Origin of the sequence: Rhizobium sp. P44RR-XXIV (assembly GCF_001999485.2) — a bacterium.
Classification (GTDB): domain Bacteria; phylum Pseudomonadota; class Alphaproteobacteria; order Rhizobiales; family Rhizobiaceae; genus Rhizobium.
The window spans coordinates 160,351-174,124 of record NZ_MPVZ02000029.1; the positions used below are offsets into that span (position 1 = coordinate 160,351).

Annotated in this window: 12 protein-coding genes; 7 read left to right on the top strand and 5 right to left on the bottom strand. The window is 61.1% G+C overall.

The features are described from left to right. Nucleotides 1-6: 6 nt before the first annotated feature. Entirely contained in the window at nucleotides 7-1,452 is a 1,446-nt protein-coding gene (locus BSK43_RS26845; RefSeq protein ID WP_077467827.1) for an aldehyde dehydrogenase, read from the top strand. Nucleotides 1,453-1,511: 59 nt separating this feature from the next. On the opposite strand, the gene BSK43_RS26850 is transcribed toward BSK43_RS26845, so the two are convergent. Together BSK43_RS26850 and BSK43_RS26855 are read right to left on the bottom strand one after the other, a co-directional pair. Then, on the bottom strand, nucleotides 1,512-2,342 hold the full coding sequence (locus tag BSK43_RS26850; RefSeq protein WP_077467828.1) for a p-hydroxycinnamoyl CoA hydratase/lyase: 831 nt from the start codon (nucleotides 2,340-2,342) through the stop codon (nucleotides 1,512-1,514). Nucleotides 2,343-2,389: 47 nt separating this feature from the next. Continuing rightward, complete coding sequence (locus BSK43_RS26855; RefSeq protein ID WP_077468262.1) at nucleotides 2,390-3,961, bottom strand: AMP-binding protein; 1,572 nt, start codon at nucleotides 3,959-3,961, stop codon at nucleotides 2,390-2,392. A gap of 151 nt (nucleotides 3,962-4,112) precedes the next feature. Between BSK43_RS26855 and BSK43_RS26860 the strand changes: the two genes are divergently transcribed. Further along, on the top strand, nucleotides 4,113-4,610 hold the full coding sequence (locus BSK43_RS26860) for a MarR family winged helix-turn-helix transcriptional regulator (protein WP_136687294.1): 498 nt from the start codon (nucleotides 4,113-4,115) through the stop codon (nucleotides 4,608-4,610). A gap of 77 nt (nucleotides 4,611-4,687) precedes the next feature. Beyond that, nucleotides 4,688-5,401: a FadR/GntR family transcriptional regulator gene (locus BSK43_RS26865; RefSeq protein ID WP_077467830.1), complete on the top strand. Its 714-nt coding sequence runs from the start codon at nucleotides 4,688-4,690 to the stop codon at nucleotides 5,399-5,401. Here the strand turns inward: BSK43_RS26865 and BSK43_RS26870 are convergent. Beyond that, complete coding sequence (locus BSK43_RS26870) at nucleotides 5,373-6,800, bottom strand: aspartate ammonia-lyase (RefSeq protein ID WP_077467831.1); 1,428 nt, start codon at nucleotides 6,798-6,800, stop codon at nucleotides 5,373-5,375. The two genes, BSK43_RS26865 and BSK43_RS26870, sit on opposite strands and share 29 nt — an antisense overlap. 277 nt (nucleotides 6,801-7,077) lie before the next feature. Here BSK43_RS26870 and BSK43_RS26875 point away from each other — a divergent pair, with 277 nt between their 5' ends. Together BSK43_RS26875 and BSK43_RS26880 are read left to right on the top strand one after the other, a co-directional pair. Continuing rightward, nucleotides 7,078-8,529 (top strand): amino acid permease, encoded by a 1,452-nt coding sequence (locus BSK43_RS26875; RefSeq protein WP_068393672.1) that lies wholly within the window; start codon nucleotides 7,078-7,080, stop codon nucleotides 8,527-8,529. Further along, on the top strand, nucleotides 8,526-9,488 hold the full coding sequence (locus BSK43_RS26880) for an asparaginase domain-containing protein (protein WP_077467832.1): 963 nt from the start codon (nucleotides 8,526-8,528) through the stop codon (nucleotides 9,486-9,488). Before BSK43_RS26875 ends, BSK43_RS26880 begins: the two co-directional genes overlap by 4 nt. A gap of 84 nt (nucleotides 9,489-9,572) precedes the next feature. Here the strand turns inward: BSK43_RS26880 and BSK43_RS26885 are convergent, their stop codons facing one another. Both BSK43_RS26885 and aceA read right to left on the bottom strand, forming a co-directional pair. Continuing rightward, nucleotides 9,573-9,818 carry a hypothetical protein gene (locus BSK43_RS26885; protein ID WP_068393668.1) on the bottom strand — a complete coding sequence of 82 codons (246 nt, stop codon included), beginning with the start codon at nucleotides 9,816-9,818 and terminating at the stop codon, nucleotides 9,573-9,575. Between the two features lie 27 nt (nucleotides 9,819-9,845). Next, complete coding sequence (gene aceA / locus BSK43_RS26890) at nucleotides 9,846-11,135, bottom strand: isocitrate lyase (RefSeq protein WP_068394078.1); 1,290 nt, start codon at nucleotides 11,133-11,135, stop codon at nucleotides 9,846-9,848. A 207-nt stretch (nucleotides 11,136-11,342) separates the two neighbouring features. Between aceA and BSK43_RS26895 the strand changes: the two genes are divergently transcribed. Then, the gene (locus tag BSK43_RS26895) at nucleotides 11,343-12,755 is read left to right on the top strand and encodes an XRE family transcriptional regulator (RefSeq protein WP_077467833.1); all 1,413 of its coding nucleotides are present in this window, start codon (nucleotides 11,343-11,345) and stop codon (nucleotides 12,753-12,755) included. Nucleotides 12,756-12,923: 168 nt separating this feature from the next. Then, complete coding sequence (locus BSK43_RS26900) at nucleotides 12,924-13,760, top strand: transporter substrate-binding domain-containing protein (RefSeq protein WP_077467834.1); 837 nt, start codon at nucleotides 12,924-12,926, stop codon at nucleotides 13,758-13,760. Nucleotides 13,761-13,774 lie beyond the last annotated feature (14 nt).

The following is a 13,774-nucleotide window of genomic DNA, read 5'->3' on the forward strand; positions in this document are numbered from 1 at the left end:
CACGAGATGAATATTTCCCTTCTCATCAATGGCGTCGACAGACCAGCCGCTAGCGGCCGAACCTATGACCGCTTGGACCCCTTCACAGAAAAGCTGGCAAGCCGGGCGCCGGCGGCCGGGCTTGAGGATGTGGCGGCAGCAATCGAAGCTGCATCGAACGCCTTTCCGGCCTGGTCGAGCACCGGCCCCGGTCAGCGCCGCGCCATCTTGGCAAAGGCGGCCGATATCATGGACGCCAAGGTCGGCGAGTTCACGGCGCTGATGATGGAAGAGACGGGGGCAACCGCGCCCTGGGCCGGCTTCAACGTCATGCTGGCCGCCAATATCCTGCGCGAGGCGGCGGCCATGACGACGCAGATCGGCGGCGAGATCATTCCGTCCGACAAGCCCGGCACGCTTGCCATGGGCGTGCGTCAGGCGGCCGGTGTCTGCCTGGCGATCGCGCCGTGGAATGCGCCTGTCATCCTGGCAACGCGCGCCATCGCCATGCCGATTGCCTGCGGCAACACGGTGATCCTGAAGGCTTCCGAACAATGCCCCGGCACGCAGCGACTGATCGCGACGGCCCTGACGGAAGCCGGCCTGCCGGCGGGCGTCATCAACGTCATCACCAATGCGCCCGAGGATGCGCCTCAAATCGTCGAGGCGCTGATCGCACACCCGGCGGTGCGCCGCGTCAATTTCACCGGCTCGACCAAGGTGGGCAAGATCATCGCCGAACTCAGCGGCAAGCATCTGAAGCCAGCGCTACTGGAACTTGGCGGCAAGGCGCCGCTTGTCGTGCTTGAGGATGCCGATATAGACGGCGCCGTCAATGCGGCGATCTTCGGCGCCTTCATGCATCAGGGCCAGATCTGCATGTCGACCGAGCGCATCATCGTGCATCAGGCGATCGCCGATGCCTTCGTCGCCAAGCTTGCGGCGCGCGCCGGCGCCCTGCCTGCCGGCGATCCGCGTGGCCATGTGGTGCTGGGTTCGCTGATCAGCCTCGATGCAGCCAAGAAAATGGAAGAACTGATCGCCGATGCGCAGGCAAAGGGAGCCAAGCTGGTGGCCGGCGGCAAGCGCACGGGCACCGTGGTCGAAGCAACACTGCTCGACTTTGTCACGCCCGACATGCGCGTCTACTCGGAAGAATCCTTCGGGCCGGTAAAGCCGATCATCCGTGTGGCGAACGAGGACGAGGCAGTGCGCGTTGCCAACGACACCGAATATGGCCTGTCGTCGGCTGTCTTCAGCCGTGATGTGCAGCGGGCTCTTGCTGTGGCCGGACGCATCCAGTCCGGCATTTGCCATATCAACGGCCCGACTCTGAACGATGAAGCGCAGATGCCCTTCGGCGGCGTCAAGGGCAGCGGCTACGGCCGCTTCGGTGGCAAGGCGGCAATTGCCGAGTTCACCGATCTCAGATGGATCACCATCGAGGATTCGGCACAGCACTATCCATTCTGAGCGAACGAAATTGCGGCGGCCAATGGCTGATTGGCCGCCGCGAATTCTACCTCTACCGGCTAGCGCTTGTAGGCGCCAAGGCCCGGCCGATAGGCCTTGTCGTCGAGAAACTGCTTGAGGCCCTCGTCGCGTCCTCTCGTCTTGTCGAGAAACAGCATCTGTTCGAGCTTGGCGTAGATATAGTCATCGGCCAGATCCCAGGGCAGGTTGCGCACGCGTTTGAATGTGTCCTTTGCGGCCTTGAGCACGACCGGGTTCTTTTCCAGAAGTGTCGAGCAGATGGTGCGGACGCGGCTTTCGAGCTGATCGAGCGGCACGGATTCATTGATGAGGCCCATGTCACGGGCCTTTTGCCCGCCGAAGGTTTCCCCGGTCATGATGTAGTAGAGGGAATCGCGGTGGTTCATCACTTCGGCAACGGCGCGCGTGACGTTGCCGCCGGGCAGGATGCCCCAGTTGATCTCAGAAAGGCCGAAGGTGGCTTCGTCGGCCGCGATCGCCAGGTCGCACGCCACAAGCGGCGTGAAGGCGCCGCCGAAGCACCAGCCGTTGACCATGGCAATCGTTGGCTTCTCGAAATACATCAGCCGGCTCCACCAGCCGCCGGATTGTCTGCGGCTCTTCAGCGTCGCATCGCGCGGCTTGCCGTCATTGTCGCGGAAATATTCCTTCAGATCCATGCCGGCCGACCAGGATGAGCCGGCACCTCGCAGAACGAGAACACCGCAACGCTCGTCACCTTCGAGATCGTCCAGCACCTCGAGCATGCGCCTGTTGAGTGCGGGGTTCATCGCATTGCGCTTATCGGGGCGATTGAGTGTCACGAAGGCGATGCCGCCGTCGAATTCGACGAGCACCGGATCGGCCGTTGTCTTCTCAGTTTCCGTCATCTGTTTCTCCTGCACATGTTCGTTGTTTCTGGAATTTTGCCCGGCGGTCAGAGCGGCCGTGGATCGGCGTCGACATGCGATTGCCTGAGGATGTGTTTCTGCGCCTTGCCGGATGCGGTGCGCGGAATGGTTTCAACGAAGACGACGCGCAGCGGGCGTTTAAAGGCAGCAAGGCGGGCGGCGCAGTGGCTGAGGATGTCTTCAGCGATCGTTTCGGGGGAGGCGGGTACGACGAAAGCAACACCGCTCTCGCCCCAACGCGCATCCGGAATGCCAATGACGGCCACATCGCGCACGGCTGGATGTGTCGCGATGACAGCTTCCACTTCGGCCGGAAAGACATTCTCGCCACCGCTGATATACATGTCCTTCAACCGGTCGGGTATGTAGACCAGGCCGGTCTCGTCACGCCTGCCGAGATCGCCGGTTCGATACCATCCATCAACAAAGGTGGCTGCCGTCTCCCTCGGCTTGTTCCAATAGCCTGGTGTCACGGCCGGCCCGCGCAGCCAGATCTCGCCCACTTCACCATCGGCAACATCCGTGCCGTCCGGCGACACGAGGCGCACATCGGTCAGTGGCGCGGCGAAGCCGACGCTGCCGCGATGGGCAGCGATCATGTCCTTGTCGAGCGGCATGTGCAGGACGGTACCCGCTTCGCTCATGCCGTAGCCGTTGACGAGGGCAATATCATCCTGGAGAAATCCCTCGATCAGGGCAGGCGAAAGCGGGGCGCCGCCGATGAAGATGGCCCTTAAGGCTTTCAAAGCGGCGGGATTCCAATGGGGCGAGGCGCGCAATGCCGACGCCATCTGTGGCACGGCGAAATAATGCGTCACGCCGAGAGCGGGATCGGCGAGGAGGGAGAGTGTCCGCTCCGGCTGGAAGCGATCCGAGATCACAAGCCGTCCGCCCATGAGCAGCGTCGTGCGCGCGATGGCTATGATTCCGATCGTGTGGAAGAAGGGCAGGTCACAGAGCGTCACGGATCGCGCTGTGACCTCGCCAACGACGGCAAAATTGATCGACGAGGAGAAGGCGTTGCGCCGGGTGATGATCACGCCCTTCGGCGTGCCTGTCGTGCCGGAGGTGTAGAGAATGATGCAGGGCGTATCCGCCGGAATTTGTGGGCCGGCATAGCGGTCCGAAGTCTTCAGGCGCGAGAGAAACCCTTCGGCACCCTCCACAGTCAGGACTTGCGGCAAGGTCGGTCCGATCTCGCCGGCGACACCGCCGAATTCCTGATCGACGATCAGCATATGCGGGCGGCAGTCCGCAAGGATCTGCTGAAGCTCCGCTGTGCTGAGCCGCCAATTAAGGGGTATGAAGATTGCTCCCCGACGCTGGCACCCGAGACATGCGACGACTTCGGCAATCGAGTTGCGGCCGAGATAGGCGATGCGCGGATGGTCCTCGCCATCAGGAAAGGCCTTTGCAAGGAAGCCCGCGCAGCGCGAAACCAGTCCATCGAGTTCGCCATAGCTCAACTCTCTGCCTGTCGCTGCCTCGATCAGCGCCGGATGATCGGGGATGACTTTGGCCCGGAAGACAAGAGGGTCGTCCGTCTCCAATCCGACCGGACCGATTTCCGCCTGCACCCGTTGCGGTACCTCTTGCATGCGCTCCTCCATTTCGCTTCTCCTCAAGCGAAATTTGTACGTAACACATACAATAATAATCCCACCCGTCACAAGGGAAATTTGCTGCGCACATGAAATTATGCTTGTAAGGCTAGCAGCGTTCGCGGGCGGCACCCGCCATGGAGGAATGATGGCGGCCGGAAAAAGCGATGAGAAAAGCCAACGGTCGGAAAGCGTGGACGACCTGCGCCGGATCGATCTCGGCCGCCTGGAAAATGTCCTTGGATTTCATCTGCGCATGGCCAATGTCGCGCTCTATCATGACTTTTCCAAAGCCATGGAAGAGCTTGGTTTGACACAGAAGCAGGTCGCCGTGCTGGAGCTGATCGCAGAGAACGAGGGCGCGAGCCAGATCGATATCGCCGCAACGCTCGGCATGGACCGTGCCACGATGATGGCGCTGATCAACCGGCTGGAAGATCGCGACCTGGTGGAGCGTCGGCCGTCTCAAGTCGATCGACGTCGCCAGCAATTGATCCTGACAGGCGCCGGGCAGGATATGCTCACCGCGTGTCGCCAGCTGATATCGGCGCATGAGCGCAAATTCACCGAACGTTTCTCGGATAAGGAGTTGAAAACCTTTGTCGGTTTCCTGAAACGCGTCTATGCCGGCGATCATTCGGATTGAGGTTGGGCGTGCCACGGGATCGGCAGTTCCAGCCGCGATCCTTGACAAGCATCGAATGTTTATGAAGGTTGAGTGTCATGGGTGAAGTGACTGATTGGTTATCTTTTACAAGTCCGATCAGTCGGAAGAACGCCGCTGAGGCGGTGTTCGAAGATATTCGTTCGGCAATTACATCGGGACGGTTGGCTGTGGGAACACGGCTGCCCTCCGAGGCTCAGCTTGCGAGCCGCTATGGCGTGAGCCGCCCCATCGTCCGCGAAGCGCTGCGCTCGCTACAGACCTTGGGGCTTACGCAGACGCGCACGGGCAGCGGCACTTTCGTGGTCACGTCGGCACCCAGCGCTGAATTGCACTATGGCCGCTATTCGGCGCGCGATCTCATCGAGGCGCGGCCTTTCATCGAGGTGCCGGCCGCCGGCTGGGCAGCGTTGCGGCGCACGGATGCTCAACTGGCACGATTGCTGGAACTATGCGACGAGATGGACGTCCAGGAAGACCCTCACAAGTGGGTGCAACTCGACTCCGAATTCCACAGCATGATCGCGGAAGCCTCCGGAAACGCCGTCTTCACCAAGATCGTCACGGATGCCCGCGACGCGCTGATGCAGCAGTCGGAGCTCGTCAACATGATGGCGCAACGACGTGTCGCCTCGAATGTCGAGCACCGCCAGATCGCCGAGGCGATCGTGGCGGGTTCGGAGCAAGGGGCCATCGCCGCGATGGAGACCCATCTTGGTCAAGTCAAGCAGGTGGTGACCACCATCATAGGTGAGGATCCGCCGCACCGTTGATGGCCGCGGGCAGGTTGGCGAGCCGCTCCGGCCGGAGCGCTTCGAAAAGCTGCTCTGCGGTCAGATGCCCATGCTCCAGCACGATTTCCGGCACGGTACGGCCGGTTGCCAACGCCTCGCGAGCGACCTGTGTCGCCGCCTGATAGCCGATGAGCGGATTGAGCGCGGTCGCAAGGCCGATCGATTCCTGCAGGCGCTGCGCCATGATGGCCGGGTTGGCGGTGATGCCGTCGACGCAACGTTCGGCAAGGATATGGCAGGCCGCCGTCAAATGCGTGATGCTTTCCGACAATGAGCGCACGATGATCGGTTCGAACGCGTTGAGCTGCAGCTGTCCTGCTTCCGCGGCCATGGTCACGGTGATGTCGTTGCCGATCACCGAGAAGGCGACCTGGTTGACCATTTCCGGGATCACCGGATTGACCTTGCCCGGCATGATGCTCGATCCGGCCTGCATCGCCGGCAGGTTGATCTCGCCGATGCCGGCCCGTGGGCCGGAAGAGAGCAGACGCAAGTCGTTGCAGGTCTTCGACAATTTGACCGCGACACGCTTCAGCACGCCGGAGAGATGCACGAAGGCGCCGGGATCCTGCGTGGCTTCGATCAGGTCACTTGCGGTCACGAGTGGCCGGCCGGTCAAGCGGGCAAGATGGCTGCAGGCGAGTGCCGCATAGCCGACCGGCGCATTGAGGCCGGTGCCGATGGCGGTCGCGCCGAGATTGATTTCATGCAGCAGAGCTGTGGATTCGATGAGGCGTGAGCGGTCTTCGCCGAGCATCACGGCAAAGGTCCGGAATTCCTGGCCGAGGGTCATCGGCACGGCGTCCTGTAGCTGCGTGCGCCCGACCTTGAGAATGCTGTCGAATTCCCTCGCCTTGCGCGCGAAAGCCTCCTGCAGGATCTCCATTGCCGAGGCCAGCCCGTCGATCGCTTCGATCAGCGCGACATTGACGGCTGTCGGATAGGCGTCATTGGTGGACTGGCTGAGATTGACGTGATCGTTCGGGTGCAGATGGGCATAGTCGCCCTTGGTGTAGCCGAGCAACTCAAGCGCCCGATTGGCGATGACCTCGTTGGCGTTCATGTTGGTCGAGGTGCCGGCGCCGCCTTGGATGACATCGACGACGAATTGCTCGTGAAGCTCGCCGGCGCGAATTTCGCGGCAGGCGCGCACGATGGCATCGAGCTTTTGCTTGTCGAGCAGGCCAAGCTCATGGTTGGCAAGGGCGGCGGCTTCCTTGACGAAGGCGAGGCCGCGGATCAGATGCGTGTAACGCCCGATCGGCGTGCCGGTCACCTGGAAGTTTTCCACGGCGCGTGCGGTGTGCACCCCCCAATAAACCTCGGCCGGAATATCCTTCGTGCCCAGCAGATCATACTCACTTCGCGTCGCGACCACATTATCCTCCTAAGGTCCGGCTCGTCATATCTGTCAAGCTGTAAGACAGATTTATGAATCTGTTATCCGCTACGCCCAAGCGCGTCAATAAGCTCATGGCCGGCTTGACATCGCAGTGGTTCTATTACTAAGAGGAAAAAATCTGTCATACAGCATTACAGGATCGCCGCCAATCATAAGTCTTGATCGATGGTTCGATCGAAGCGGAAGGCATCCAGGCGGGTGCGAATGGAGCACCCCGGGACCCGCCCACAGACAACGGCTCAAGGGAGGAGCAATGTCAGTCGAAACCACTGAGAATATCCCGGCGGACCGCCGGCCGCCGGCCAATGAAGATCTTGGCTACCACAAGGCGCTGAAGCCGCGGCAGATCCAGATGATCGCCATTGGCGGCGCTATCGGCACCGGTCTTTTCCTCGGCGCAGGCGGTCGGCTCGCAGCGGCAGGCCCGGCCCTGATCTTCGTTTATGCGATCTGCGGCTTCTTCGCCTTTCTGGTGCTGCGTGCGCTTGGCGAATTGATCATGCATCGCCCAAGCTCCGGCTCCTTCGTCTCCTATGCCCGTGAGTTCTACGGCGAAAAAATGGCCTTCGCCGTTGGCTGGATGTATTGGCTGAACTGGGCCATGACCTCGGTTGCCGATGTCACGGCCGTTGCGCTCTACATGAATTTCTTCAAGCACTATGTTCCGTGGCTTGCCGGCATCGACCAGTGGGTCTTCGCGCTGATTGCTTTGGTGATCGTGCTCGGTATGAACCTTCTGTCGGTCAAGGTCTTTGGCGAACTTGAATTCTGGTTCAGCCTGGTCAAGGTGCTGGCGCTTGTCAGCTTCCTGGTCATCGGCATCTATTTCGTCGTCTCCGGCACCCCGGTTGCAGGTCATTCGGCTGGTTTCAGCATCATCAGCGATAGCGGCGGCTTTTTCCCCAATGGCATCCTGCCCGCCTTTGTCATCATACAGGGCGTGGTCTTTGCCTATGCGTCGATCGAGCTGATCGGCACGACAGCGGGCGAGACCGAAGATCCGCGCAAGGTCATGCCGCGTGCGATCCGCACGGTGGTCGCCCGTCTTCTGATCTTCTATGTCGGCTCCGTCCTGCTTCTGTCGCTGCTTCTGCCCTACACCGCCTACAAGTCCGGCGAGAGCCCGTTTGTCACCTTCTTCGGCGCCGTCGGCATCGAGGGGGCAGACATCATCATGAACCTCGTGGTGCTGACCGCCGTGCTGTCCTCGCTGAATGCCGGCCTTTACTCCACCGGTCGCATCCTGCACTCTATGGCAGTTTCCGGCTCGGCGCCTGCAGCGCTTGCGAAGATGAACAAGGCCGGCGTGCCCTATGGCGGCATTGCGGTTACCGCCGCCGTCACCGTCATCGGTGTGGCGCTGAACGCCGTTGTTCCTTCGTCCGCCTTCGAGATCGCGTTGAACCTCTCGGCCCTGGGTATCATCTCGGCTTGGGCCGTCATTGTGCTCTGCCAGCTGAAGCTCTGGAAGCTGTCGAAGCGCGGCGAGATGGCGCGGCCGGATTTCCGCATGTTCGGCGCGCCCTATACCGGCCTTTTGACGCTGTTGTTCCTGTTTGCCGTGTTGGTGCTGATGGCATTGGATTATCCGGTTGGGACATGGACGATCGCCTCACTGATCCTGATCGTGCCGGCTTTGGTGATCGGCTGGTATCTGCTGCGTGACCGCATCCATCGGCTGGCCGCCGAGCGAGGCCAATCTTGACGGCCGGAAAGATCAATCCGCTGGTGGCAGTCATCGCCACCGGCGGAACCATTGCGAGCGAGCGCGCCGATAACGGCGCGAGTACGCCGTCGCTGTCGGGGAAGAGCCTGCTGTCTCTTCTTCCCGAAATGCCGGTCGCATTGCGGCCCATCGAACTGATGGCAAAGGATTCCGCGAGCCTGACCCTCACGGATATGCAGCGGATCAGCGACAAGATTGGCGAGCTTCTGCAGGATGCCGACGTGAGCGGCATTGTCGTTCTGCATGGCACGGATGCCATGGAGGAGACGGCGCTGCTCGTCCATCTGCAGCATGAACTGACCAAGCCCGTGCTGTTCACCGGCGCGCAATTCACCGCGGATCACCCGAAGGCTGATGGGCCTGCCAATCTTGCAGCCGCGGTCATTGCCGCAACAGATCCCGAGAATGCAGGTCGGGGCGTGCTTGTCTGTTTTGGCGGTCGGCTTTTGCCTGCATGGGGGCTCTACAAGCAGTCTTCGGATGTTGCCGATGCCTTCCGGCAATCACGCCCGCTTGAAAATCCGCAGAGCCCGCGCCTTGCCGCAGCGCTCGATAGCGTGCGTGTCGACGTTGTGGCGATCTATCCGGGTTGCGACTCGGTGCATGTGGATGCCAGTCTCAGAGCCGACGCTCATGGCATCGTTCTCGCCGCTCTCGGCTCGGGCAATGCCAATCCGCGTCTGGTCGAAGCGGTCAGGCGCTGTGCCGGTGTCGGCGTGCCTGTCGTGGTGTCGAGCCGGGTGCCGGACGGACTGCTCGTTTCGAGCTATGGCGGCGGTGGCGGCGGACATGATCTCGCCGATGCCGGCGCAGTTCATTCCTCGACGCTGCGGCCCGGGCAGGCAAGAATCCTGCTGGCAGCCCTCGTCGCGTCCGGCGCTGGTGCCGAGGTCATCGCGCAGGCGTTCTCCGATTTTTCACGCGACACTCCATCCTGATCTCACTTCGTGTCGTGAAGTCATAAAAGCGGGCCGCTCGTCGATTGACGGCGCGGCCCGAAGTTTGACTGGAGAGTGCAATCGTCAGGCCGGCCGCGCCGCATTGGTGACAACGACGGGGATCAGCAAATCGCCCCAATTGCCGTCGCCACCGTGGTGGCGGGAAGAGCGGACGAGCTCGACGGAGACGCCAGCTTCGACCGCATTCATGACGGCCTGGTTGAGGCGGTGCAGTTCATTCGCCAGCATACGGATGACGGCCTGCTGGTCGGTGTTCATGGTGAGAGATTGCTCCTCGGCTCTCTCGCGAACGCGTGCTATCGATGGCATGTTATTCTCCTCCTGTTGAATTGAGTGTTACTCTGCTGCCGGCTTGAACTGCGCGTGCTCGGTCGAGCCATGCATGGCCGTGGTGGAAGACTGGCCGCCGGTGATCGCCAGCGACACGGCGTCGAAATAGCCGGTGCCGACCTCGCGCTGGTGCTTGGTGGCGGTATAGCCGTTGGCTTCTGCGGCAAATTCGGCTTCTTGCAATTCGGAATAGGCGGCCATCTGGCGGGCCTTGTAGCCGCGAGCAAGTTCGAACATGCCGAAGTTCAGCTGATGGAAGCCGGCAAGCGTGATGAACTGGAACTTGTAGCCCATCGCGCCCAGCTCGCGTTGGAACTTGGCGATTGTCGCGTCATCGAGATTTTTCTTCCAGTTGAAGGACGGCGAGCAATTATAGGCAAGCAGCTTGCCGGGATGAACGCGATGCACCCCTTCTGCAAACCGGCGCGCCTGCTCGAGATCCGGCTTCGACGTCTCGCACCAGATGAGGTCGCAATGCGGCGCGTAAGCCACGGCGCGGGCGATGCACGGATCGATACCGTTTCGGACCTGGTAGAAGCCCTCGACCGTACGGCCTGCATCATAATCGACGAAGGGCTGGTCGCGCTCGTCGATATCGGAGGTCAGAAGCTTGGCAGCCTCCGCGTCCGTGCGGGCGACGACCAATGTCGGCACACCCATGACGTCGGCCGCGAGACGCGCGGCGTCGAGATTGCGGATATGGGCAGCCGTCGGGATGAGAACCTTGCCGCCGAGATGGCCGCACTTCTTCTCCGAAGCGAGCTGATCCTCGAAATGGACGCCCGCGGCACCGGCCTCGATATAGGCCTTCATGATCTCGAAGGCGTTGAGGGGGCCGCCGAAGCCAGCTTCGGCATCGGCAACGATCGGCGCGAACCATGTGTCGACCGAAAGGCCCTTGCCCTCGGCAGTCTCTATCTGATCGGCCCGCTGCAGGGTGCGATTGATGCGCTTTGCCAGTTCAGGGCCCGCGTTGGCGGGGTAGAGGGACTGGTCGGGATACATGGCCGAGGCGGTGTTGGCGTCCGCTGCGACCTGCCAGCCCGAGAGATAGATCGCCTTCAGCCCGGCACGGACCATCTGCATGGCCTGATTGCCTGAGAGCGCGCCGAGCGCGTTGACGAAATCCTCTTCGTGAATGAGCTGCCAAAGCCGGTTCGCACCCATCTCGGCGAGCGAGTGGCGAATGGTGATTGATCCACGCAGCCGCTTCACATCCTCGGCGGTATAGGGGCGCTCGACACCATCGAAACGCCCGCTTGGCGCGCCTGGGATCAGTTTGTAAAAATCTGTCATGACAATCTCCTGATGCTCTTCTATCCGCCGTTTGATCATTGTGGGATGCATGACTAGATTTACAAGAATGCGCGCGAAAGGCCAGAAAAACCAAAAGAGACCATTAGATAAAAGGGTTATGATGTGCTATCGTTGACGGCAATCTTCGGTAAATTTGTAAATATTGTAAATCTCAACTTTGGACGATTCTTGTAAAAGGAATGACAAATGGCTGAGCGCAAGATCTTTGCAGGCCCTCGGGTTCGACGCGTTCGTATGGGGCTTGGTCTGACGCAGACGACCATGGCGCAAGCCCTTGAGATTTCGCCGTCCTATCTCAATCTCATCGAACGCAACCAACGGCCGCTGACCGTTCAGCTGCTGTTGAAGCTGTCGTCGGTCTACAAGATCGACCTTGATGAACTGCAGGGTGAACAGAGCGGTAATGCCGGGCAGTTGCGCGAGATCTTTGCCGATCCGCTACTGTTCGGCGAAATCCCCGCCGATCAGGAGCTGATCGAGCTTGCCGAAATCGCGCCCAATGCCGCGAATGGCATGATCCGGCTTTACCGAGCCTATCGCGAACAGGCGGCGCGGCTATCCGATCTCGCCGAACTTCTTGGCCGCGAGGGGCGGGTTGCTGATGTGGCCGGCCCGCGCTTACCTCTGGACGAGGTCCACGATCGGCTGCAGGGCAGGGCGAATTTCTTTGCTCGTATCGAGGATGCCGCAGAAGCCTTTCACGCCCACCTCGCACCCGGCGATGATATGGCGAGCGCCCTGAAAGCATGGCTGAAAAGCGAGCATGGCATTGCCGTGCGCCTGCTGCCGGTGCGTGCCATGCCGGGTCTGCGCCGGCGCTACGACCGCCATTCCATGCGCCTCTTCCTTTCGGAACGCTTGTCGCCCTTCGATCAGCTTCGGGAGATCGCGACCGAAGTCTCGCTGCTTGTGATGCGCGATGAGATTGCCGCCGAGTTGGATGCCCTCGCCCTCTCGACGCCGGAAGCCAAGCGCATCGCTCGCTTCGAGCTGGCGCGCTATGCTTCGCATGCTCTGCTGATGCCCTATGGCGCCTATCTTTCAGTCGCCCAGCGCCTGCATTACGATATTGACGGGCTCAGCGCCCGTTTCGGCGTTTCCTATGAGCAGGCTGCCACGCGCTTGACGACCTTGCAGCGTCCCGGCGCCTCGGGCATCGGCTTTTTCCTGATGGAAATCGATAGCGCCGGCCATCGCCTGCGCAAAGCAGGAGCGCAGGGCTTCCCGCAAGCCCGCTTCGGCGGAGGCTGTCCCAAACTCAATATTCACTCCGCCTTCGCCCAACCGGGGCAGATACTGGTCGAAGCAGCGGAAATGCCCGATGGGGCGGGTTTTCTGACGATATCGCGCAGCGTCGAAGGTCCTCGGGCGGACTTTGGTGAAAGGGTGCGCCGTACGGCGCTTCTCATCGGCTGCGATATTGCGCATCGCGAGGAAGTCACCTACGGACGTGTGACCGGTTCAGCACCGGTGGCGATCGGTCCGGCCTGTCGGCTGTGCGAGCGTCAGGGTTGTCTGGCGAGGGCGGAGCCGCCGGTGACGCGCCCGCTTGGTCTCGACGAGATGGCAGCGGGCCTCAGTGTGTTTGATTTTCAATGATCGCATTGGCTGCCGATAAGGAGGCGGGCCTGACAGCAGATATAGCATGTTAAAATCTATCGTTTATATGGATAATCCTTGCGCCAATACCGAAGTAAATAGCATGGGATTCCTCGCGCGGCGCACGCGCCCTCTCTAGGTTCCGCGCAGACAAGGAGTCCGACACCCATGAATTTTGCCAGGCGAACATCTGCTGCCATTTTTGCCGCTGCGCTTTCCTGCGGCGCGCTTTTTACCACGATCGCGCATGCTGACGCGACGCTCGATCGCATCAAGGGTCGCGGTGCGCTAACGGTCGGTGTCATCCTGTCAGGTGCGCCTTTCGGCTATATCGATCCGGCAAGCCAGGAGCAGAAGGGCTATAATCTCGACATCGCCAAGGCGCTGGCCGACAAGCTCGGCGTCAAGCTGGAAACGGTGACGGTAACACCGCCGAACCGGGTGCAGTTCCTGCAGCAGGGCAAGGTCGATATCCTGATCGCCAACATGCAGTACACCGAAGAGCGCGCGAAGATCCTCGATTACGTGCCGACGCCTTATGACCGCAGCGGTGGCGCCGCTGTCGGCCGCAAGGATAGCGGCCTGAACGACTGGAGCGACCTCAAGGGCAAGCCGGTTTGCGTCTCCCAGGGCTCGAACTACACGCAGCCGCTGATCGAACAATATGGTGCCGAAGTGAAGGCGCTCCCGAGCCAGCCGGAATCGCTTCTGGCACTGCAGGGCGGCAATTGCGTCGCTGCCGTGCATGTCGGCGCGACCGTCGGCCTCCTTCTTCAGGATCGTCCGGAAGACTGGAAGGATTACAAGATCCTGTTCCCCACCGAACTCGTTCCCTCGGATTCGGTGATCTGGCTACGCAAGGGCGATGGCGACACGCGCGATGCGCTCGACAAGGCCATTCTTGAGCTGCATGCCAATGGCAAGCTCCTCGAATACGCCAAGGCGAACCGCCTGCTCAACACGACCTTCCTGGAAGAAGAACACAAGAAGCTCGAGGGCAAGTGACCTTGTCGGTCGCT

What these genes read in the sequence shown, in the direction of transcription:
- BSK43_RS26845 (WP_077467827.1), top strand. Translation starts at nt 7, where the DNA reads ATGAATATTTCCCTTCTCATCAATGGCGTCGACAGACCAGCCGCTAGC.
- BSK43_RS26850 (WP_077467828.1), bottom strand. Translation starts at nt 2,342, where the DNA reads ATGACGGAAACTGAGAAGACAACGGCCGATCCGGTGCTCGTCGAATTC.
- BSK43_RS26855 (WP_077468262.1), bottom strand. Translation starts at nt 3,961, where the DNA reads ATGCAAGAGGTACCGCAACGGGTGCAGGCGGAAATCGGTCCGGTCGGA.
- BSK43_RS26860 (WP_136687294.1), top strand. Translation starts at nt 4,113, where the DNA reads ATGGCGGCCGGAAAAAGCGATGAGAAAAGCCAACGGTCGGAAAGCGTG.
- BSK43_RS26865 (WP_077467830.1), top strand. Translation starts at nt 4,688, where the DNA reads ATGGGTGAAGTGACTGATTGGTTATCTTTTACAAGTCCGATCAGTCGG.
- BSK43_RS26875 (WP_068393672.1), top strand. Translation starts at nt 7,078, where the DNA reads ATGTCAGTCGAAACCACTGAGAATATCCCGGCGGACCGCCGGCCGCCG.
- BSK43_RS26885 (WP_068393668.1), bottom strand. Translation starts at nt 9,818, where the DNA reads ATGCCATCGATAGCACGCGTTCGCGAGAGAGCCGAGGAGCAATCTCTC.
- aceA (WP_068394078.1), bottom strand. Translation starts at nt 11,135, where the DNA reads ATGACAGATTTTTACAAACTGATCCCAGGCGCGCCAAGCGGGCGTTTC.
- BSK43_RS26895 (WP_077467833.1), top strand. Translation starts at nt 11,343, where the DNA reads ATGGCTGAGCGCAAGATCTTTGCAGGCCCTCGGGTTCGACGCGTTCGT.
- BSK43_RS26900 (WP_077467834.1), top strand. Translation starts at nt 12,924, where the DNA reads ATGAATTTTGCCAGGCGAACATCTGCTGCCATTTTTGCCGCTGCGCTT.